We start from the raw sequence: 21,776 nt of genomic DNA on the forward strand, positions 1-21,776 counted from the left end.
TGCCGCTCGTGGCGTGGGTGATTCATTGGAAATCGATCGCCTTGAACTCGCGCGTCTGGTTCTCGATCGCGTCCTCGGTCGCGAGTCGTTCGATGCTCGACGCCCCGAAGAACCCGATGACGCCGGTCGTGTTGTTGAGTACGTATTCGGCATCCTCGGGCCACGCGATCGGCCCGCCGTGACAGATGACGTGGACGTCCTCGTTGACCGACTTCGCGGCGTCGTGATGGGACTGAACGCGGTCGGCTGCCGTGTCGAGGTCGAGAGCGGTTTCTGCGCCGATGTCGCCGGAGGTCGTCAGTCCCATGTGCGAGACGACCACGTCCGCGCCGGCCTCGGTCATCGCTCTGGCCTGGTCCTCGTTGAACACGTACGGACAGGTGAGCAATCCCTGTTCGCTCGCCTCCCGGATCATTTCGACTTCTCGGTCGTAGCCCATCCCGGTCTCCGCGAGGTTCTGCCGGAAGCTGCTGTCCTCGTCGATGAGACCGACGGTCGGGAAGTTCTGCACACCCGAGAACCCCCGTCGGCGGAGGTCCGCGAGAAACACGCTCATGTCTCGAAACGGGTCCGTACCGTTGACGCCCGCGAGAACAGGGGTGTCCTCGACGACCGGAAGTACCTCGTGGCCCATCTCGACAACGATCTCGTTGGCATCACCATAGGGCAGGAGGCCGGCCAGCGACCCGCGGCCGTTCATCCGATACCGACCGGAGTTGTAAATGATGAGTAGATCGATGCCGCCGCGTTCGGCGAACTTCGCCGAGATCCCGGTGCCAGCGCCGGCTCCGATAACCGGTTCACCGGCATCGATCGTCGATGCTAACCGTTCGAGCGACTCGGTCCGTGAGTATTTCATCCGAGTATACCGTTTCTCCGCCGTGACTTCAGTATTTCGGGCGGTCGGATGACGGTCGGACGGGCTACTCGGGGACTTCGCCCGGCGGGAGCACCGTCGCCTCGAACGAGTCGCGTATCTCCGCTTCCGGCCCGGGCGGGCCGTACATCGCGAGAAAGCGAAGCGGTTCCCAAGAGCTGTTGACCGTGCTGTGCTCGACCCCGGCCGGGATGTAGATCATGTCCCCACTCGAAACCTCTCGTTCGTCCTCGGCGACCGTCTGGGTTCCCTCCCCGCTTAGGACATAGAGTACCTCCTCGCTGTCCGGGTGAGTGTGTCGTTCGTGGCCCTTTCCAGGTTCGAGCACGACCATGCCCGCGCTGAACGCCGCTGCGCCGGTCGTCTCGGGGGTGTTCATCCACTTCAGCGTTCCCCAGTCCAGCTGTACCGTTTCGATGGCCTCGGAGTCGACGAAGCGTTGCTCGTTTGCCATACGATCACTCGACACGATCACCTGATATCAAGCTTTCGTCGGTAGAAGGAGACCAATGGGCAGTCGTTCCCTCGACCGTCATATCGCGCGTGACCGCTTCGTCAATCCGATTCGCTTGAGCGCTTCTGCCCCGAGCTGCCCGAGAAGACCAGCCGCCTCGAGGTCCTGTTCGTCGAAGGCATCCAGTGTGATGTCACCCGCACTCAGTACACCCATATCGCCGATCGGAACGTACAGCCCGGACTGTAGCTTCCCCCTGTCGTATTCGTCATCGGTCCTTTCGTGGTCCCGATGGATCTCGGGCTCACCGGTACGGTAAGTCCGTGCAGCGGGCGTTTCTTCGGCGATCGAGTAGTTCGGACGTTGGCCAGCACGCTCGACACATTCCTCAGTAGCTACGACGGTTCGGAGTCTACTGTCGTTCTCGTCGACGAATCTGATCGTGGTATTGACCAGTCCGAGAATGTTCTTCGACGCGTTGGCCAGTATCTCCGCGACTTCCTGCCGGGAATTGGCTCTTTTGAGCTGCTGGCTGGTTTTGCGGAGAACTCTGATCCGCTGCTCCTGACGAACTCTCTCGGTAACGTCTCGGATGGCACCGAAGAGAACGTCCGGTTGTCCGTTCCGACTCTGTGGCTCACAGCATATCTGCACGGCTTTCTTCCCCTGTCCATCGTTCACGAACTCGACACGAATGTCGAAGGGTGTCTGGTCCTCGATCGCTTCGTCAAAGGCCTCTTCGAGCGCTGGTTCGCTCTCCTCCGTACACCGGTGTACGATATCCAAGACAGAGGATATATCAGTACCACTCACTCCACAGAGCTGCCGTACCTGTTCGCTCCACCACGTTTCCCCGGTCGCTGGCACGTGTAACCAGATCCCCGCGTTCGTAAATCGTTGAATCAGTGTTAGTAGTTCTCGGTGGTAATCTCCCAATAGACGCTCCGTGGAAGACGGTCCTTCTCGGCCTCGTTCGTCGACGTCTTTCATATATGCGAACGGACAGCCCGTCCGAACGTAAATGTTTTTATGGTGTATTTGGCGAGGAGAAGCTGTAAAGTTTGTGAGATTAATGACTCCCAATGTCCCCTCCGCGACTCTCGGTGAAGGGGCATCCGTTCGCATTATGCAAATGCCTATTGCGGACGAGGCGGTAAGTGGAGTATGAAGGACGAAGCAAACGGGCGAATCTTGAAGACGACGCGAATGTCGCTCCGGGTCCTCGAACTGGTCTTGGAGCACGACGGCCTCACCCTGGCACGACTGGCCGAACTGATCGACAAACCCAAAAGCTCCCTCCATAGCCACCTCCAAACACTGTTGAACGCCAGATATCTCGTCAAGAACGACAATACCTATCGGGTCAGTTTTCGGGTGTCGTTGCTGGGCGAGATGGCGAGACAGCAACGCCTCGAGGACAGTCGTGTTCGAGGAATCGTCGAGGAGTTGGCTGCAGAAACCGGTGAAGAAGCGAACTTCGTGGTCCTCGAACACGGGCGGCTGTTGATGGCTTACGGCGCATCGGGCGATTCGGCGTCCGAAGAACGGAACGTCGACTTCAGAACGGAGTATTACTTACACAATACAGCCGCAGGAAAAGCCATCCTGGCCGAGATGGAGCCCGCGCGTGTCGACCGCGTCCTCGACCGCTGGCATCTCCCCCAGGAATCCGAGTCCACCATTCAAAGTCGGGAACGGCTTCTCGAATCACAGAACGAAGTTCTCAGTCGAGGCTACGGTATCTCGGATGAGGAATCGGCACCGGGACTGGTTACAGTAGGGGTTGCCATACATCGAAGCCAGGATATCATCGGTGGTCTGAGTGTTGGAGGGCCCAAATACCGGATCAGTATGGACCGTCTCCACACCGAGTTCGCGGATACGCTCCTCGAAAAAGCTGCAGCACTGGAGAACCAGCTCGAACAGTGACATCGTTCACAATATGTGAATGACTCCCGCTCGATTCGGTATTGCATCCTCCAAACGTACATGATCTATAAACGTCATTTGTGGGTCGGCGGGGGTTTCCAGCATGAGATGAACGAACCCTTGAACCACATGAACCACACTCTCTTCTCCGACCGACCAACGGATATTGCACACCGCTAGGTGTAACACCCGTAGATTCGTTACACATACGTCGTTGTGAATCACAACACGTGGAAACACTGAAACCGGGCGATCGTGGCTGCTCTATGAGTGAACGGCCCGCAGGGAATGCTTCTGAGTAAATGAAGGTCTCAATCCTGCCCATTAAATTGCTCATCGAAGATCCGTAGTGCACAAATAGACAATGGCTTGACAAAGACAGTTAATAGTATCTACCCGAACTCGAACAGTCCTTTTTGTGGCTAAATAGGGACGTGTGCTTCCATGAGTACCCGCACCTGTTTTTCAAATTCGGCAACTAATCCACTATTCAAACAATATTACTAAGTAAGATGGCCACTATGATACCTTTATTGACTATTCCACCCAGTTATCACAATAGATTCCGAGACCAGTCCTTGAGGCCAGGATATCTGACTTAGTTCAAGCCAGTTCAAAGGAACAGACCATTTTCTGAATCAGAATCTTTCGTTTGTTTTAATCCCCATACAGAACGTTTGTTGTATCTATATGCAATAAAGTACGCTAAAAGAAAGGGATAACAAATTGTATTCACGAAGCTTCTATTGAGCATATACTATTGATGGTGGCTTCGAGACAGTACGTCGCTAGCAGAGAGTTATCCAGACACCACTCACTCTTCTCTCTGGTGAGATAGTGGTCTCTTCTTTGCAGCTCGGGAGCAACAGCGGAGCGTTATCGGTGCTCTCGGTCAGATCGAATTGAGCTCCACCGTTTCACCATCGGCGGGGATTATCACATCGTCAACGGCCTCATCGAGTTCATCACGGGAGAGCAGACAGTGGTTGATCGACTCCATGTGAACGGCGAGAACCGGCGTCTCCGTGTCGATGTGCTGGCGAGCGCGGTCGACGTCGGTCTCGTCCATCGTGATCGGCTTGCCTTCGAGGAACTGCGCCGCGCCTGCGTTTACGACGACTGCATCCGGTTCGTTGGTGTCGATGGTTTCGGGGATCGGGGGATACCAGACCGTATCACCGGCCAGATAGAGGGTTTCGTCTCCTTCGAGCACGAACCCGCAGACGGGTGCCATCACCTCGGCCAGTTCACCATGGCCGTGTCGTGCGGGTGTCCGCCGGATCGTGATATCCTCGAACGACTGCGAGTCTTCGACTGGTCGGACGTCCTCGAAACCCTCCTCCGTGAACGCGTCCGCTTCCGCTGGATTGCAGAACAGCGGCGTTTCAGTGTCGATGGCTTCCTGCCAGTCGTTCCAATGATCGGGGTGGCGGTGGGTGACGACTACTGCATCGTGGTCCAAGGGAACGTCGGGGAGGTCAACGAGCGGATTCCGTTGCTGATTGGGCGTGTTCTCGACCGGTGGGTTCGCACCGGACGCCGACAACATCGGGTCGACGAGAAATCGCGTATCTTCGATGTCGACGACCAGCGTTGCGTGCCGGACGAGTGTCACATCCATATCGGAGCTAGTGCCTCCGATGCCATTAATATTCTCGGGAACAGGGGGTCGAAACCAGTTTCCTCGATTCGTACTGGAGGTCAAGCACACTCAGCGCAATTCCGTTCTCCTCTGAGGCGAGGATGGTCTCAGCAACGACCCCATCGTTCGTATCGATAATCGGAAAACCCGGACGTATTTGTAGATTTGATTCGAGGAAAAACGTAGTTCGATGAGTATGTCCAACGTCTCGGACGCAGAGATGGATCGAGCTCGGTCACCCGGTGTGATCGAGATACTTCGCGAAGGGGTTTCGATCGCGGTCAGCATCCCGCTGGCGTTCGGCCTCTACGCTATTCCTGCTGTTGCAAACGTCTTCAGCACCTATCTGGGTGGGCTCGTTTCACCGATCGTCGCCGCGCTGGTGACGGTGATGGCGTACTCCGCGATGGGTGGAGAGGTGCAAGTCGAGAGATCGCGTATTCTGTTGGTCGTCTTCGTCGTGGTAGCGTACCTTGTGACCTACGTAGCCGCCGGAATCGCGGGGATTCTACTGATTATCCCAGGGCTATACGTAGCGTATCGGCTCTCGTTGACGACGGCAGCGATCATGATAGAAGCGCAGGGCCCGCTGGCGGGTCTGAAACGGAGTTGGGCGCTCGCGGGCGGAAACGTCTGGACGATCTTCGGGGTGAATCTCGCGTTTTTGGCCGTGGGATTAGTGATTTTCGTCGTTGCTTTGCTCGTCGGGGGCGGGATTCCGAGTGGTGCGAACGCGGCAACAGGGTTGCAGACGCCGATAGGGTATGGCAGTGCGATCACTGGAGTTCTGACTGGCCCGATCCAAGTCGCCTGTAACGTCTTCATGTTCGACTCGTTCCGCGGCCAATAGCGAATCCCCGCTCTATCACCCGAAAGGTTTGCAAGAGGTCTACCTCCGTCCGCCATCCCGATTAGCACGACAAATGTCAAACTCAGCGCAAACGTGTACTTTTGCAGATGTTATTATGAAATACTGACTCGTACGTTGCCTGAGAGCTTGGTCGCGGTCCGATCTCTGACCGATGAGTGAGTGTTCAGTATAACTCCTCGAACGGAACAGTGCGTTCCACGACAACCACCGTTCTTGGTCGAAGATGCTCGGCAGTGTCGTAGCGGGAAGCAGTCGAGAAAATTTAGTGATTCGGGAAAAGCCATAATTGTCTCGACGAGAAAGGGTGTCACATGGTGGATAGGGGTCAGCTCTGGGATGGTGATGTCAACGAAACCGTCATTGAAGAATGGAAAGACGAAACGACACCGTTTGAACGGATCCGTGAGGTGCTCCGCTCTACAACTGAACCACAGTATGCGAACCGACTCGCCGAGCGGGCTCGTGTGAGCGAGCCGACTGCTCGAAAACATCTCGAAATCCTCGTTGAGACAGGTATCGCTGTGGCGGTCACGACGGGGAATGGCACGCAGTACAAACGCTCGCGCCAGACGGTCGCTATGCAACGTATCAGGGACTTGCATACACAGCTCTCGCGTGAAGAGCTGACGAATGGGATCCGTGACCTTAGGGAACGCATTCACGGGTATCAAGAGGAATACGATGCAACCAGTCCCGATGATTTAGCACTCCAGTTTGCCTCGATCGATGATGCCGAGTGGGATATCGTCGCGGAATGGCGCACGCTGAAGCAGGACCTCGATGTCGCCCAAGCTGCTCTCGCTCTCTACGATTTCACGCCTGACAACGATAATCGGGACGAGGGCTCCCGTTCAGACAGTGACGCTTACGGAGCCTTCACCAGCAAGTCCGAATCCGGATCCGGAGTATCGGTCTGAAAGATGGGTGGTTCGCCTCCCGATGGGATTCCGTCCGAGGAGTTGACTGGCGATATTGGAGCTCCCGACGTTGCGTCCATGCAAGCACTACGGCAGTTGTTTCTCCACGAGGAGCCGCTCGTCGAGGATGCTACCTTCGATTCGGTTCTCGCTCCCCGCGAGCTTCGTGTTCAGTTCGCCGATGGCATTGGCGAGGCGAGCTGGTGCCGATTGGATATCACTTGGTACACCACCGATGCGTATCGGTTTCACTACGTGGACGAGAGCGATGTCAACTGGCGGTTCGATCGGCATCCGAACGACCATTCGCCCGAGAAGCACTTTCACGAACCCCCAACGGCAGTATCCGAAACAGCCCGCCAATCATGTATCACGGTCGAAGAACCCCGGCTCGTGGCTCGGGCAGTACTGAGTCTCTGGCGTCGAGCATACGAGACGGATTCGATAGCAGAACTGAACAACGCTCAGAACCCTCCACAATGGCCCGTATGAAGACGGCGCGAATAGTAAATAGCAATATCACACTCTTCGATTCGAACACGATCGGATGGATATCGTCCGGTTGCGAGTTATGACTCTCCCGTGAATCGAATCTCGATCCCATCTGCTCCGACGACCGAGACATCGCCGTTCGTCTCGGTCACGCTGAACTGACTGTCCGCTACCCGATCTCGGATCGCCTCCAGTGCTTGGATCTCCGGAAGGACGATTTCGAACCAAGCCAGTCCGCTGCCGTCGCTCGGACTCGTTCGATCGTGCCAGACGTTCGCACCGATGTGGTGGTGGTACCCGCCAGCGGACACGAACAGCGCGTCCGGTTCGGTCACCTGGGTCTCGAACCCGAGAACGTCCACGTAGAAGTCCCTGAACGCTTCGAGCGAGGTGACTTCCAGGTGTACGTGTCCGACATCCGTTTCGGGTGGCACCCCTGGTTCACCACCGGCGGCCGCCTCCACCGATCCGAGGTCGAGGCGAGTCGTTCCCATCTCGATACCTCCGTCATCAGTACGGGGCCACTCCTCACGAGGGAAGTCGCAGTAGATCTCGATACCGTTCCCCACCGGGTCCGTGAGGTACAACGCCTCACTGACGCCGTGGTTGGACGCACCACTGAGTCGCCAGTGGTCCCGTATCCGCCCGAGCGCGTCACCGAATGCTGCACGCGAGGGCACTCTGAACGCGTTGTGATACAGTCCTGCCTCCGACTGGTCTCGCGCTACTGAGTCCTCGTTTTGCTCCAAGACGAGGAGCGGTTTTTCGCCAGCCCCGAGGACCACGGTAGCGTTGGAACGACGTTGTACACTGAGACCGACGACATCCCGGTAGAATCCCGCCAGCTCGTCAAGGTCGGAGACTTGGAGCGCTGTTCGGCCGATGTGTGTCCCCACTGGGAGTGTGTCCGAATTCATGTGAGTGGCGTCCATTGCATGAAGGTGGGTAGTGGTTATCTGTTTAGGTCTCTCGACTGGGAGAAGTCAGAGACGAGTAGTTCTCTGTCGAAGAACGCGCGCTCAGCCGAGAGTGTTCCGGGCCATTCGCGACAAGCGCTAGCGTGATCAGCAGCCCAGAACACACACATACCCTCAGCGGAGGACTCCGAGAGATGATACAGCACCTCCGACATTATCTGTGAGGGTATTCACTCACTTTCATACTTTCCAAAGTAGAGCCGAAGCGTTTCTGGAGAGGGATCTTCCGTGAAATAGCTAACAAGGATGTTCAAACCGAATGCGATTATCAAAGTGACAATGATAGGAGACTGTCCAATGGGGCCAGGAGCCCAGATCTTGAGAAGCACATAACTGACGACCCCCACGAGTGTCCCTACAAAGGCGCCATACTTGTTCGCCCGAGGCCAGAAAAATCCAAGCAGCAAGGGAGGGGCTAAGCCTGTCGCCAATCCACCGAACGCGAAGACAACGATGAGTTGCAAGAGCGGTGGTTCGCTCAGGCCGATACCCAAGCCGACAAGACCAACGGCAGCCGTCACGCTGCTTGTGAGCAAACGCTGTTGCCGGTCTGAGAGCTCTTTGTTCCCATATTCTTGATATATATTGACCACGATCGCGGAACTGATTAGGATACCCATCGCCCCGACGGTCGTTTGTGCGGCACCAACAACACCTGTCAAGACGATTCCGGATGGGACATCTGGCAGCGCAGCGAGCGTGTACAGCGGAAGGTTCTGGTCAGGGGCAATCCCGGTCGGATTGAGTACTTTCCCAGCGCTCCCTGCAAGAATGATCACCACGAAGGACCAAAACGTCACCAAAAACGCACCGAGTCCTGCCGACCGCTTGATCGTTGTTGTTGAGTTCACCCCTAGATTTCCCTGAATTGCATGGGCGATACCTAACCAGCCAAACGAAAACGTCACCCATATCGCGACGTATCGATACCAAGAGATCCCGTCGCCGGGGGGGGATGAGAAGGTCTGGATTGATGGAAGCGATATTCGAGAACATCTCACCACCGGAATCCAGACTGACGGCCAACAACGCCAGCGTTCCGAACGTCATCGCAATGCCGCCAACAATGCCGATAATCCCGGTTCCACGAAGTCCTCCCAGCGTCGTGTACAGAATAACGATACCAGCGAATATCAACATACTGAGTGTATATGGGAGACCGGAGATAGCGGTGATCGCTCGCGCAGCACCGGTAAACTCAGTCGAGACGTAGGCTTCAGTGAACACAATGACGACGAGCCCAAGCAGTAAAATAAGCGGTTTGTAGGATTCGTACCGCGCAATATACAGATCGAGAAGGGAGTCTGCATCGATCCGTCGAGAGATAATACCCATTTTCTTCCCATAGATACCGAGTACGTAGAGCGTAAATGGGCCTTGAGCGAGTATCGCTAGGGTGTAGGACGGCCCATACTCCCAGGTATACCCCGGACTGCCGATGAACGTCCCGGGACTGATGCCGGATGCGGCAACTAAGATGAGCGTGACAAGTATTCCGAGATCGCGCCCTCCGACGTAGAATTCGTTCTGATAGTCCTCCGTGTCGACTCCCTGCTGGAGATACCCCACATAGAACGTAGCGGCCAGTAAAATCAGGATATACGCTGCGAAGGTGAGGACAATGCCATCTACCATATTAGCTCCTCCAAGCATCTAGCGGGGTGTCCTCGATATAGTAGAACGCGATGAGGAAACCAACAATTGCGAATAGAACCAACTCCACCGTAATGAAGAACATGTACGTGGGGAACCCAAGAATATACTCAAACTGACCATCGTAGGACAGCGTCCCCCAAGCAGCGGTTGCGAAAAACAGCAACCCCATCGTGATCATGTATGCGAATACGACCTTTGCTTCGTGGTGGGCTCGTTCGAGCCTTGGGTCAGGCTCGATATTGTATTCGTCGAGGAGCGACATTCAGCTTCCCCTTTCCAAACAGTCGCTCGGTAAAAGTGAACGAAACGTGGGTAGAATGTGTCCGAGCGTCTTGAACAGAAGAGTCGGTTTGTATCCTCTTATGCTATTTAATAGCATGCGACTCGAAGCCATATCCCGAGGGCATATTTGTTGTGGTGGCAAATTCCAGTTGTTACGTAGTCACACCGGTACAAGAACTCACAGACAGCGTTGCTTAGCCTTCGATAAACGTATCGTCTATCGATGAGTGGTGACAGCACCCTTCACTGCTGCTCAGTCTCAAAACCGATCTCTTATCCAGCGACTTTGTGACCTGAGCGAGTTTCTGGAAATTGATTCCCATTCCAGAACACGCAGTGTATACGAACCATCACCTACTGTCCGGAGCCTACGAACGCGTCATCGCTAAGCACGCCCGCTGAAGCCGATTTGGCTCCCTGAACGCCATGCCCGGTTGCAATTTGTCGGTATGCGGAGTAGGTGTGATAGCGTTCTCCGCCTCCTTGGAAGGTGTCGGTACCACGTACCCCGCCAAAGACCGCCCAATCAGTCTCCTTGTCGGTGTTGAACCAGCATGCTAATCGAACGTCTTGACGCCGGAAGTACTCGAACGCAGATTGAATCCACTGGGCTTTCGCTGCGGGCCGAAAGGCTCCTTGCCGTCGCGAAGTGCTCCCGAACTCCGGTACCATAACGGGTTTATCGATATGATCCCTGAGACGGTCGAGCATCGGCGTAAACACGGAGTCCGGGCTCTGCCACGTCGACCATGGCTTGGCATCGCCGAAGTTGTAGCCGTCGATGCCGACCCAATCGACAAACCGATCACCCGGATAGTACGCTTCGGCCGGGGGGCTCTCGACATCGGTGGCGTTTGGGTTCCAAACCCACTGCAGTCGGTCCTCATCGATGCCTTCGTTCGCGACCCGTCGATGGAGTCGGTGCCAGGCGATGCGATAGTCCCGCGGCGTCGCGGTGCTCCAGGGCGTCCCGGCTCGATTCATTTCCGGCAATGGTCGGAAGTAGAGTCGTCGATCCCCCACTTGTAGCCACCGAGCGAGATCGCGGGCCCAGCGGTCAATGACGTCGTCATAGCCACCACTGTTGATAGTCTCGAGAATATTTCGCGATACCTCCGAATCCGACTGGGATGATGCCTCCCAGGTTACCATCGGAATATACCCTGAGTTCCAAAGGTCGGTCAAAACATCGTCGAAAAAGGTTCGGAGCTTCGCCGGTGGTCGGGTTGCATCGACGAAACACACCACGACAGCATGCTGAAGACCAAGCCACTGCTCGAACGGTTTGAGTTGTGAGAGCGGCGATTCGCCAGTGTACACACCAAGGATAGTGCGTGATCCTGCCGCTCCTGCATCGATGGTACTGCAACCGGCAATGACGCCGGCCGATGCCACAGCGCTCGCTTGCAAGAAATGTCGGCGACTCTGTCGCTCCATTGAGTCAGTCGTGGTCGCGCATGCGGAGCCGCTGTGCGCTCCGTTTTGCGCTGGTCCAATGGAGGTCACGGTTCATTAGCACATCAAAGACGGACTTGAGGACGACGGTATCGAGGAACTGCCGGTAGCCAACGATGAACAGCGGTGCGTACATCGCGAGCCTCATTCGGTCATCGTCCATCCAGAGAGCGATGATCGAGAGCAACCCTTGCAGCAACGAGAAGAAGGCGAACATCAAGAGCATCTCAACCGTGTTGCCGATGAGGAGTTGTGAGATGATCGAACCAAAGATGACGAACCCCGCAATCGGAATCACAGTGAGATTGAGGAGCATCATCGGAACCACGACACCTTGTAGATGACCGAATCGCGTGTTGAACAGTATGTCACGGTGTTTGAGCAGCGTCATGAAGTTACCGCGGTACCACCGCAATCGCTGGTTGTAGAGGTCCTGCCATGTCATTGGAGCCTCGGTATAACAGAGCGCGTCGACGGCTTCGATCCGCCAGCCCTGTTTGAGCGTCTTGATCGAAGCATCGAAATCCTCTGTCAGGGTATCGGGGTCGTAGAAGTGCACTCCACTGAGCGCTTCTCGACGGTAAGCACCGAGTGCACCCGGTACTACCGGCACCGATCCGAACGCGCTGAACGCCCGCCGGAAGACTAAGATCCCGACGATGTATTCGAGCGTCTGGAGTTTCCTGACGAGGCTCTCACGATTATCGACCTTGATATTACCGGCGACTGCACCGAGGTCGGCATCGGCTTGGAAGGCACCGACGAGCTTCGAGAGCGCGTCCGGTGCGACGATCGAATCCGCATCCACGGTAACGATGATATCACCTTCGGCGTACAACAGGCCGTAGTTCATCGCCGAATGCTTGCCTCCGTTTTCTTTCTGGACGACTTTCGTCCCCTCATTGGCGTGCCAGTTCGCTTCGTGATACGTTCGGTCGGTCGAACCATCGTCGATCACGACTATTTCGCGCGCCTCGCTGGGATATTCGCTTTCCTGGAGTGCGTCGATCGTCGCCCCGACGGAGCCTTCCTCGTTGTAGGCGGGCACGAGCACGCTCACCGTTGGATAGGGAGCACTTGCACTCGAGTCGGGGTCGGTTCCAACGTCGATCAGCGCGATCGGCAGGAAGTACGAATAATAGAAAAAGACGAGCGTCAATGCGATCAGGAACACCACGCTGAGTGGTGCAATGACCCCACCGAGTAGCGCGAAAACGAAGACTGGGGCCGCAACAATGGTGAGGACGTAGAAAAAGCCGACCAGCCACATCTCGCTTTGGGCTTCGAGTCGGTCGAGAACGTGCGCCAAGACGAGACAACATGCCGCCGCGGTGAGTCCGACGCTCGAACAGACCACGAACACAGTCCGGTCCATCAGGAAGTACAGCAACCCGAACGAGGAGAGGATTGCCAGCATCCCCAGCACGGAGACGACGTGTTTTCCGAGGCGTTTATCCATCAGTTCGTCTCCCGACCGACTGCGATGGGGTTCGGGCTACTGTTCGGACAGTGGTCTCGTTCGAGGCGACGGTTTCGACCGGTGCTCGACTCGTGTTCGCGAGCGGACTGGATCCCGATGCATTAGCTGTGGCCTCTGTAGTGGCGTTCGAGTAGCGCCATCCATCTGGTGTATGAGTGATCGTTCCCTCCCGGACCCCGCGAGCGAACTCATCGACCGTCATGAACTTCACGCCCGGTTTGTGTTTCATATACCGAATGAGCGAGCGAAGCTGGGCACGTTTTGCCGGGGTGTCGAACGAGGGGTAATGAAGCATCTGGACGTACACCGAGTGGTTTCGGTAGCTGCGATCGAACTGTTCGCGAAGATACTGCTGACTATAGAACTCGTCGGTGCTCCAGTTCCGGATGAACGATTGGGAAGAGGGAAGATGGGTGGTCCCGCGCGCAACAAATGGCGCAGCGTCGGTCCGATTGTAGTATTCCTTTGAAAACCAGCCACCGTCGGAGATGGTTTCGATGCCATTGGCCCGGAGCACAGCGGTAGTGTTGGCGTCGTACGTGTTGAACGGCGGCACGAACGTCCGTGGTGTGAGGCCGGTGCACGCTTCCAGAATCGCCTTTCCACGAGCGATCCGAGCCGCCTGTTCGTCGATCGGCACGCCACCGAACTCACTGCCTCCGTGGAAGTCGGTCACGCTCTCATGGGTGTATCCGTGAAGAGAGTACTCGATGAGTTTCGGATGGGTGCGCTTCAGCTCGATGAGATACGAACACGTCTCGGTATCGGAGATGTTCTCGCCAGCCATCCGAGGGATTACGGCGTTCGTCACCGGAACGCTCTCGTTGATGAAGACGTTGTCTACCGCTCGCATTCTGTCTGGGCGGTAACCCGCCTGTATGTCGTCGTTACGGAAGATGACTATCGACTGGTAGGTGCCGTTGTCGGGGGTTCGCTCGGGAAGCGATGCCCGGTCGAGTCGTTGCTCTTCAGGCACCGTTGTGGCGTTTCCGGGAGTATCGACGGCCGTGAGTCCATCGATGTCGCCAACCGAGAGACTTCTCTCTGGCTCTTCAGTTATCTGTGGGCCGACCATCGACAGTTCGGCCGCGACCGATGTGACGAGGACAAGCGCACAGACGGCGACCGCTATCCCGGTGATCCGCGACCGTCTTGTCATTGGGGAAGCAGTGCTTTCGAACTGCTTGTGTTGGGAACGCTCGCAAAGAGCCTATCAATCGCGTGATTGGATGAACCGCTGACTGACTCGTTTAGTGTGCGCTCGTTTGCAGCACCCATCTCGAACACGGTGATCCCATGCTCCTCGGCGAGTGTCGCTGCGGATCCGGACTCGCCAGCGGTCGCAACAATAGGATGTGCTTCGGTCCCATCGACGACCGTCTGAAGATCACTGATCGTCTCGACATTGATCGAATCACGAATTTCCACCGCGAGGTCGGTTTCACGTGTTGGATCGGTAGCCTGAAGATCCGTTCGTGGAGCCGATTCTGCACAGTGACCGCCGAGTTCGATTTCGTATCCGTCGGCTTCGAGTCCCCTCGTGAGGTCATCGCGCATCGCCACTAAGCGATCAAGCCATCCGCGCCGGTCCTCGTTGAACCGGTACCGATGGAGTCGGTATGTGTCCACGTCCGTGAGTGTATGCGGCCCACAGTCCGGACAGTCGAGATACTCGGTTAATGAATCGAAGCGGCCGTCACACGTACGGCAGTGGTGCATCGTGCCCATCAGTTCGCATTCCTCGGCGAACGATTCGATATCGGAGGTGCACTCGGGGCAGCGCTCCACACCATCCTCAGAAAACGCCTCGCGTGGCTGCACACAGCCACACACGGTGTGTTCGTGTATATCAACCGGAACGGTATTCCCGGAGTGGCAGTCGGGGCACTGCAGTTCGAACTTGAGGTGGTCGGCGCCACACTCCGGGCAGGCAATTACACGCTTGACGAATTCCCGCCGGAGTAGGTCTTCATCGAAGAGTATCTCAAGTGTTTCTGACGATTCCCCTACGATCGGGTGGCGGACGGATTGCGTGTTCGTCTCATAGCTGGGTTCAAGCCAGTCCGCATCTCCATTGGCGATCGCATCCAGAAGGGAGATATGTCCCATCATTGCTCCCTCATAGACGACTTATCTGTATAGGTCGAGTTTCTAGACATTTAAATTTCAGTATGTTTTTTGCTGGTGCAACACAGTGACCATTTGCACTAACGAATATGGACGGTTTATCGCAGACTTAGCAGCGATATTACTTGTCGAGAGTCGGGATTTCAGTTGGTCTGAACGGTAATATCCAAATGCGAACTGCCATATAACCGCTGACGCGCGCTGCTCGGCAGTGAGCACGTCATATATAGCGAGCGATTCCGAGTGGTCAGCTCGTCTTTGAACAGGTGCAAATCACTGTCAGATTTTGAACGTGCAACGATATCACGGGTCGTGTATTTATTATTAGATGGTTCGAAATGGCTCTTAACGAGAACGATCGCAAAGAAAGACAGTCGACGATGCTGGTATGCAGTGGATCTTCCAGTGGCGATGGGGATGAATCTATATTTGAGGTTGCTCAACACACCACCGAAAGCATAGTCCCGCACAGTCTCGCGCAAAAACCATTTTTCGTCGCCAATTTCCTAAGCTACAGAGTACCGTTGATTCCACACATTTATTGTTAATAGACAGTACTGCTTAGAAGAAAGACGGTCACAGAACGGGGTAGTCGGCGACGCTGATGTGCGCTGGACCCCCAGTTGCGTGGGGGAAAACCGTAGCCAACACCCCAACACATCGACGAAACATGATGTCTCGGCTGTCCCGTGTGAAAACCGTCCTTCGTCGTGCGCTTTAAGCGGATACTAATGGGCGATAGAATTATCAACCATCCGACACTTCTGGTCGACGATTCGAATCCCATACGGCCGCATTAGCAATTCCACGGTGCGTAATCGCGGTCGATAATACGCTCTTCGCGCTCGATGCCGTCGATCCGGGCAAGGTCCTCCTCGCTCAATTCGAGTTCCTGAGCAGCCAGGTTGTCATGGAGATGGTCTGGACTGGACGCTTTCGGAATCACGGCAACGTTGTCTTTCGAGAGAAGCCACGCGAGGCTTACTTGTGCTGGCGACGCACTGTGCCGCTGCGCTATTTCTCGTATCTCCGGGACATCGAACACCGCTCCTTGGGCTAGCGGGCAGAAGGCAACGATCCAGTGGTCGTGGTCTTGAGCATATCCGACGAGTTCTTCTTGCTGAAGAAGCGGATGCATTTCGATTTGATTTGCAAAGAGAGGTGAATCGAGAACGTCGCGTGCACGATCGAGTTGGTCGGGTTCGAAGTTACAGACGCCGACGTGTTCGACCTTCCCCATCTCCCGGAGTTCGTCGAAGGCACCGAGAGTCGTCTCCGGATCGTAGAGCTCGGCCGGCCAGTGCACGTAGAGCAGGTCGACGTAGTCCGTATCTAATCGATCGAGACTGCCTTCAACGCCGGTTAGTATGTCCTCATGCTCTGGACCTGGCTCCACCTCGTGGACGGTTTTCGTGGCTAAGAAGACGTCCTCACGGGGTACCTCGGATTGGGTGATCCCCTCGCCGATATACGTCTCGTTCTCGTATACTTCGGCGGTATCCACCACTCGATATCCCGCATCGAGAGCTTGAAGGACGTTTTCTCGCCACTGCTCTCGGTTTTCCTCAGAGTAAGTACCCAGTCCAATTCGTTGGAAGTCTGCGAACATGTCTTGAATCGTTTGGCCCATGCTATTTTAGTGCTAATGGTACGATGACCTGAATGATAGATATGCAGCCTCAACTATAACCTGGTCCAACAAATTCCTGCACATCAATACGCGCGTGGCTTCCAAATGGAGTAGCCATCACTACCGATGACGACCATGTAGAACAACTTGACATCCTCCCACGTCTGAAGACGTGGGATTCCTTCGGTCGGGGTCTGTTCGGCAGACACGCCGACGAAGGTCTTTTGCTGGTGCGTGCGAACTTCGTTGAGACGAAAGTGTGATGACTCTCCCCATGTGTGGGCGTCCCACTTGAAGCGCACGGGACGTGCCATCGCCCCTACTTCGCTGTCTGTGTGTTGATTCAGGAACGTCGCCGACGCTGTGAGGTCCGCGTGGCCCTCGAACCCACACGGACAGGTGAGCGTATCGCCGTGGCGTACCGTCTCGTCGCGTTCGCCACAGTCGGGGTACTCTTGGGAGGTCCACGCTTCCGAGCGCGCTTCGACCTCCATGCCGTATTCCTCGGCGGTGTACGTCAGCCGGTTCAAGAACGCGCGGAACGCCCAGAAGTTGTGCGTCTTCGCGTTTGCTTCGACCAACCAATGCGTTTTGAGGATACCCGTGAGGTCGCCGACGTACACCGTCGAAACGCCCTCGGCATGAAGGCGCTCTATGAGGTCTCTGGCGAGCGCGTCCATCGCGTGGTCGCGTCTCGCCGTTCGCTTTCGGTACAGCCGCCGTATCCGTTGGGTGCTGTATCGGCCTTCGTCGGCTTTGGCGAGTGCCTGATACTCAGCGATTCATTCCGTCGTCTCGCGGAAGCGGGCGAACAAGCCTCTGCCTTCGTACAGGTACTGTTGGCCGGTGCTCGTACTGCACGCGATGATGTTGTTCGCGCCCACATCCAGAGCAGCCGTTTCGTCGGCTAATGATGTGTCCTGCCGAGAACAGTTTTTGACAGGTTGAATGGCTCTGAATTGGTCGGAACGCTCGTCGTAGAACAGTTCGAGTTGGCACTGTTCGCCGGTCCACTTCGGTTCGCCCCGCACTTTGAGGCGCAGCCGCTCGCGGTGTCCAATGTCGAACTCGTCTTTGAGGTCTTTGCCGACCGAGATTTCGAGTATCGACTGTTCGCTGTTGCCGGTGGCTCACCGAAGATGGTACATATCGTTGCGGATGTACGACCGAAGATCGCGGCCTTCGTCTCTATTCCCCCAGTAGCCGGGAAGCCCGTTCGATTCGCCGGATTCCTTGAGCTTGAAGAACGAGCGCCATACTTGGTCGTTCTTCCGAATCACCTGTTGGGCAGTCGCCGAACCGAGGACACTGATGTACTGTTTGCGGTAGTCCTCGGTGTCCCACACTGATTTGTCGATATCCGGGTCGGTGAAGTTCTGGCGACGTTCGTAGTTCAACTGATTCCAAAGGCTCGTTGAAGCGTCCAACACCCGCCGAAGGCACTCCGCGTCCGCGTCGGAACGGGGAACGACTCGGAAGGTGTTCACGCGCTTCATTGGCCTGTTTGCGCCTCGATGTATTCCTCGATGATTTCATCCGACACCGCACCAGCAGAGAATACGAAGTAACTCCGTGTCCACATCGACGGCAGGCCCATGCTACCGAACTCGTCGCGGAGAACGCGCGAGGAGTAGCCTTTGACCTGCTGGATGATTTTGTTCGGGGCGAGTTTCGGATTGCCCTCGATGAACAGGTGAACATGGTCGGGCTGGATGGACAGGCTGATGATGTCCACGCCGAGTTCGCTCGCCTTGTCGTGGATGAGGGCTTCGAGACGGTCGTGTACGTCGTCGGTGAGCACTGCCTTGCGGTACTTCGGATATCAGATGAAGTGGTAGTGCAGGTTGTGGATTGAGGTCCGTTCCCGGCTGTATCCGCGAGGCATTGACAGTAGATAGAAGATATACAAGAAAAAGTGTATTGCTTCCATTGAGACCCCAGACTGCCGAGACTCTGTGTATTCGGCAATTCAGCCACCTCCTCTCTGGCGCTCGGCCCCACGACTAAAATCGTGGGCTTCCACTTGCTTACTGTCAGTCAGTCAGTGAGAGATCATCGGACCCGCCACGCATCGTTTTCACCAGAACCTCAAACCGAGCACCACCATCAGTTCCTTCAACAACGCGTATTTTCCATCCGTGAGCCGTTGCAATAGTCTCGACGATCGAGAGTCCTAATCCGGTACCCTCGTCGCTGGTGGTATATGCTGAATCAAAAATCGAATCACGGTCGCTTTCCGGGACCCCCGGTCCATCGTCCTCAACGTAGAACCCAGCTGGGAACCGTCCTACTCGAACCGTGGTGTATTCACCAGCGTGTTCTATCGCGTTTCGATACAAGTTCTCGAATAGCTGTTTGAGTCGGCTTTTATCCGCGTCAACCCCTCCGAGGTTGCCACACATCACTAGCTCTGCATCCTTACTCTCGACATTCTCCCATGCTTCGGTAACAAGTGTTTTGAGGTCGATCGACCTCATTTCACCGATAGTTTCTCCATGCCGGGCTAATGTCAGCACGTCCTCAATGATCGCATCTATCCGGTCGTGAGCGGTCCCGATCCGATTGAAATATTCATCCTCGCCGGTTTCGCGTGCCAGTTCAAGGAAGCCGTTTGCGACCGCCAAAGGGTTGCGGAGATCGTGGCTGAGCACGCCTGCGAACTTCTGGAGCCGTTCGTTTTGTTGCTCGAGTTCGATGTCGTGTTTGTGTCGTTCGAGTGCGCTTTCGACCCCACGAGCTACGAGTTCGATAAATAGCTGCTCGATCGCTGTAAACTCATCCTGGCGGGGTGAGCGGTCCGCGAAACACACTGTCCCATAGCGGTCACCATCAACCGTGAGCTTCGCCCCTGCATACGCTTCGGGACCAAACCGGTCGTAGGCAGGATCACCCGACCAGCCAGACGCCTCCGCATGTGCAACGGTCAGCAACTCATCCATCTCAAGGGTTTTCCGGCAGTACGATTCCGAAAGCGGACATTCCTTCCCCGGCTGGAGCGCCTCATGCGGGCTACTAGCTTTTACGATTCGCTGAGTACCGTTTTCGACGTTGGTGAGAAAGCCGGATTCCAGCCCGAGATATTCACACCCAAGCCCAAGCATTCGTTCGATAGTTTCATCGATGGTCAGGTCGGTGTCAGCGGCAGTCTCGTACAGTTGGCGACGATACTTCTCGTGCTCATGGCGGTCCGCAATGGTCCGACCCGTTCCAGTTAACCCGATGACGCTTCCACTCTCATCCGTGATAGGTGCCGCCGTCAGTTCCATCTGAATGTGTCTGTCCGATTTCGTGACGAAGCTCACTTGGTGAGTAGTGACTGATCCATCGGCAAACACTGCTGTGCTTGCCTTTTGCAGCTCTTCAGCATCTTTATCTGCAATGAAATCCAACGGTTTCATCTCGGTGATTTCTGCGTCTGAGTACCCAGTCACGACAGACAGCTGTTCGTTCCACCGTAGCAGTGTACCCTCTCGGTCAAATGCATACAGGATGTCCGGGATTGCGTCGAGGATGCTCTCAGTGAAGGCTTCCTCTTCACGAAGATTACGTTGGTAGGCATTCTGATCGGTAATATCGTTCGCAATGGCAATTCCTTCATCCTCAATTTCGTCTCCGTTTTTGACTGGCTGAGACCACATCTCGAAGAAACGACCGGCAAATGTTCCCGTCGAGTATGCCGTTTCACCGTTGATTGCCTGACGAACATCTTCAGCAATCGGCATTTCTGGATAAAGATCGAAAACAGACTCGCCTACGAGATCTCCAGGGTCCAAGCCGATGCCTGCTAGTCCCTGCCCTTCTGAGAGAAGAACGGTGCCTTGCTCATCGACAGTGAATAGAACAACTGGGAGGTTGTCAAGCACCGTTTGCAAGCGCTCGTTTTGTCGCTGAATTTTTAATTCACGTTCTCGTTTCTCCGCAACATCGTTAACATGAAATGTCAAACCATCCGTAGTTGGAACTGCCCGAATCTGATAGTAAGTGTCTAATGGGGGATAGTATTCTTCGAATTCGACAGGGTGGTCCTCGCGAAATGCTTTCTTGATCTCGGATTCGAATTTGGTCCCGACTCCTGCAGGAAACTCATCCTTGATCGACGTGCCAAGCAATTCCTCCTCCGAGCGTTCGAGAAGTTCCTCGGCGCGAGCGTTGAGATGGGTGAATCGACCCTCTGTATCGAGAGCAAAGATAGCATCAGTGAGGCCAGTATAGAGGTTTCGGACTCGCTTGTTGGTGGCTTTGAGTTCGCGTTCGGCATGGTATTGAGAGACGAGATTGTCAATTCGATTGGCGAGCACCGTATACTGGTTGGTTCTATTCTGTTTGTTGAGATACTCACTCACGCCTGCGGTGATGGCTTCACTCGCGATCTCCTCGCTTCCTCGACCAGTAAAGAGAATAAACGGAATATTCGGATATTTCACACGCACACTCTCTAAAAATTCAAGACCGTCTGTCTCTGGCATATCATAATCACTCACAATACAGTCGATGCTTCCAGAAGCTTCAGTGAGATACTGGAGACCATCTCGAGCACTCATCGCGGTCACCACGTCAAACGCATCGCGTTCGCGTTCGAGAAACGTCGATACCATCTCAGCGAACCCCGGCTCGTCATCGACATGGAGTATACGAACCGTCTCTGTTTTCCCCACACTCATTAGTATATTATCATCAGTATCGGAATATATACTTATTTCGAACGCGGATACTGTCGAGTTGAGCGAGGTCGAACAGATGAATGCCGCTATTTAACAAATTTTATTGTTTTATGAGGATTCAATGTGTGTTTCACATAATTTGTTCATCGATTAGGCCACCGAGGCCACGATGAGCCTTCTCACGCCCGCGTTAGCAATCGCTTGGACACCGAGAAATATCTTGCCGCTCCCTGTTGGCAATACTGCGTTCTCTTTCCGATCATGAACCAACCACCCATTGAGCGCCGCCTTCAGTCGCGCTCTTTGAGGAAAGGTCATCGGCGACC

The 21,776-nt window shown here is 55.4% G+C and carries 17 protein-coding genes and 3 pseudogenes; 3 read left to right on the forward strand and 17 right to left on the reverse strand.

Features of this window, described 5'->3' with window-relative positions; all coding sequences use genetic code 11:
• Positions 1-22: 22 nt before the first annotated feature.
• From D3261_RS01010 to D3261_RS01020, 3 genes are all read right to left on the reverse strand, one after another.
• Complete coding sequence (locus tag D3261_RS01010) at positions 23-859, reverse strand: phosphoenolpyruvate hydrolase family protein (RefSeq protein WP_120067841.1); 837 nt, start codon at positions 857-859, stop codon at positions 23-25.
• A gap of 64 nt (positions 860-923) precedes the next feature.
• On the reverse strand, positions 924-1,331 hold the full coding sequence (locus tag D3261_RS01015) for a cupin domain-containing protein (protein ID WP_120067842.1): 408 nt from the start codon (positions 1,329-1,331) through the stop codon (positions 924-926).
• 78 nt (positions 1,332-1,409) lie between these two features.
• Positions 1,410-2,321, reverse strand: a complete 912-nt coding sequence (locus D3261_RS01020) for a GAF domain-containing protein (protein ID WP_120067844.1) — start codon at positions 2,319-2,321, stop codon at positions 1,410-1,412.
• A gap of 216 nt (positions 2,322-2,537) precedes the next feature.
• Between D3261_RS01020 and D3261_RS01025 the strand changes: the two genes are divergently transcribed.
• Positions 2,538-3,260 carry an IclR family transcriptional regulator gene (locus D3261_RS01025; RefSeq protein ID WP_255409179.1) on the forward strand — a complete coding sequence of 241 codons (723 nt, stop codon included), beginning with the start codon at positions 2,538-2,540 and terminating at the stop codon, positions 3,258-3,260.
• 892 nt (positions 3,261-4,152) lie between these two features.
• On the opposite strand, the gene D3261_RS01030 is transcribed toward D3261_RS01025, so the two are convergent.
• Entirely contained in the window at positions 4,153-4,881 is a 729-nt protein-coding gene (locus D3261_RS01030; RefSeq protein WP_120067847.1) for an MBL fold metallo-hydrolase, read from the reverse strand.
• A 265-nt stretch (positions 4,882-5,146) separates the two neighbouring features.
• Here D3261_RS01030 and D3261_RS01035 point away from each other — a divergent pair, with 265 nt between their 5' ends.
• Entirely contained in the window at positions 5,147-5,752 is a 606-nt protein-coding gene (locus D3261_RS01035; RefSeq protein WP_233553799.1) for a hypothetical protein, read from the forward strand.
• 332 nt (positions 5,753-6,084) lie between these two features.
• Positions 6,085-6,690, forward strand: a complete 606-nt coding sequence (locus D3261_RS01040; RefSeq protein WP_120067849.1) for a winged helix-turn-helix domain-containing protein — start codon at positions 6,085-6,087, stop codon at positions 6,688-6,690.
• 87 nt (positions 6,691-6,777) lie between these two features.
• Here the strand turns inward: D3261_RS01040 and D3261_RS19870 are convergent, their stop codons facing one another.
• From D3261_RS19870 to D3261_RS01100, 13 genes and pseudogenes are all read right to left on the reverse strand, one after another.
• Positions 6,778-6,984, reverse strand: a complete 207-nt coding sequence (locus D3261_RS19870) for a hypothetical protein (RefSeq protein WP_158589313.1) — start codon at positions 6,982-6,984, stop codon at positions 6,778-6,780.
• 275 nt (positions 6,985-7,259) lie between these two features.
• Positions 7,260-8,099, reverse strand: coding sequence for a VOC family protein (locus D3261_RS01050; RefSeq protein ID WP_233553800.1), 840 nt, complete (start codon positions 8,097-8,099; stop codon positions 7,260-7,262).
• Between the two features lie 230 nt (positions 8,100-8,329).
• The gene (locus D3261_RS20795) at positions 8,330-9,163 is read right to left on the reverse strand and encodes a hypothetical protein (protein ID WP_342764735.1); all 834 of its coding nucleotides are present in this window, start codon (positions 9,161-9,163) and stop codon (positions 8,330-8,332) included.
• A gap of 31 nt (positions 9,164-9,194) precedes the next feature.
• Positions 9,195-9,812: pseudogene (locus D3261_RS20800) on the reverse strand (sodium/panthothenate symporter); the annotation flags it as partial.
• Complete coding sequence (locus tag D3261_RS01060) at positions 9,796-10,077, reverse strand: hypothetical protein (RefSeq protein ID WP_120067852.1); 282 nt, start codon at positions 10,075-10,077, stop codon at positions 9,796-9,798. The pseudogene D3261_RS20800 and the gene D3261_RS01060, both read right to left, overlap by 17 nt.
• A 374-nt stretch (positions 10,078-10,451) precedes the next feature.
• On the reverse strand, positions 10,452-11,492 hold the full coding sequence (locus tag D3261_RS01065; RefSeq protein ID WP_158589314.1) for a glycoside hydrolase family 26 protein: 1,041 nt from the start codon (positions 11,490-11,492) through the stop codon (positions 10,452-10,454).
• A gap of 46 nt (positions 11,493-11,538) precedes the next feature.
• Positions 11,539-12,822 (reverse strand): glycosyltransferase family 2 protein, encoded by a 1,284-nt coding sequence (locus tag D3261_RS01070; RefSeq protein ID WP_158589315.1) that lies wholly within the window; start codon positions 12,820-12,822, stop codon positions 11,539-11,541.
• Positions 12,823-13,003: 181 nt separating this feature from the next.
• On the reverse strand, positions 13,004-14,191 hold the full coding sequence (locus D3261_RS01075; protein WP_120067856.1) for a DUF2334 domain-containing protein: 1,188 nt from the start codon (positions 14,189-14,191) through the stop codon (positions 13,004-13,006).
• Positions 14,188-15,144, reverse strand: coding sequence for a hypothetical protein (locus D3261_RS01080; RefSeq protein WP_120067858.1), 957 nt, complete (start codon positions 15,142-15,144; stop codon positions 14,188-14,190). Before D3261_RS01080 ends, D3261_RS01075 begins: the two co-directional genes overlap by 4 nt.
• A gap of 811 nt (positions 15,145-15,955) precedes the next feature.
• Positions 15,956-16,768 carry an aldo/keto reductase gene (locus D3261_RS01085; protein ID WP_120068230.1) on the reverse strand — a complete coding sequence of 271 codons (813 nt, stop codon included), beginning with the start codon at positions 16,766-16,768 and terminating at the stop codon, positions 15,956-15,958.
• A 239-nt stretch (positions 16,769-17,007) separates the two neighbouring features.
• Positions 17,008-18,285, reverse strand: a pseudogene (locus tag D3261_RS01090) (RNA-guided endonuclease InsQ/TnpB family protein); the annotation flags it as partial.
• Positions 18,282-18,674, reverse strand: a pseudogene (gene tnpA, locus D3261_RS01095) (IS200/IS605 family transposase). The pseudogenes D3261_RS01090 and tnpA, both read right to left, overlap by 4 nt.
• Before the next feature lie 148 nt (positions 18,675-18,822).
• Positions 18,823-21,444, reverse strand: coding sequence for a PAS domain-containing protein (locus D3261_RS01100; RefSeq protein ID WP_233553801.1), 2,622 nt, complete (start codon positions 21,442-21,444; stop codon positions 18,823-18,825).
• Positions 21,445-21,776 lie beyond the last annotated feature (332 nt).

Origin of the sequence: Halococcus sp. IIIV-5B (assembly GCF_003602035.1) — an archaeon.
Lineage (GTDB): Archaea > Halobacteriota > Halobacteria > Halobacteriales > Halococcaceae > Halococcus > Halococcus salsus.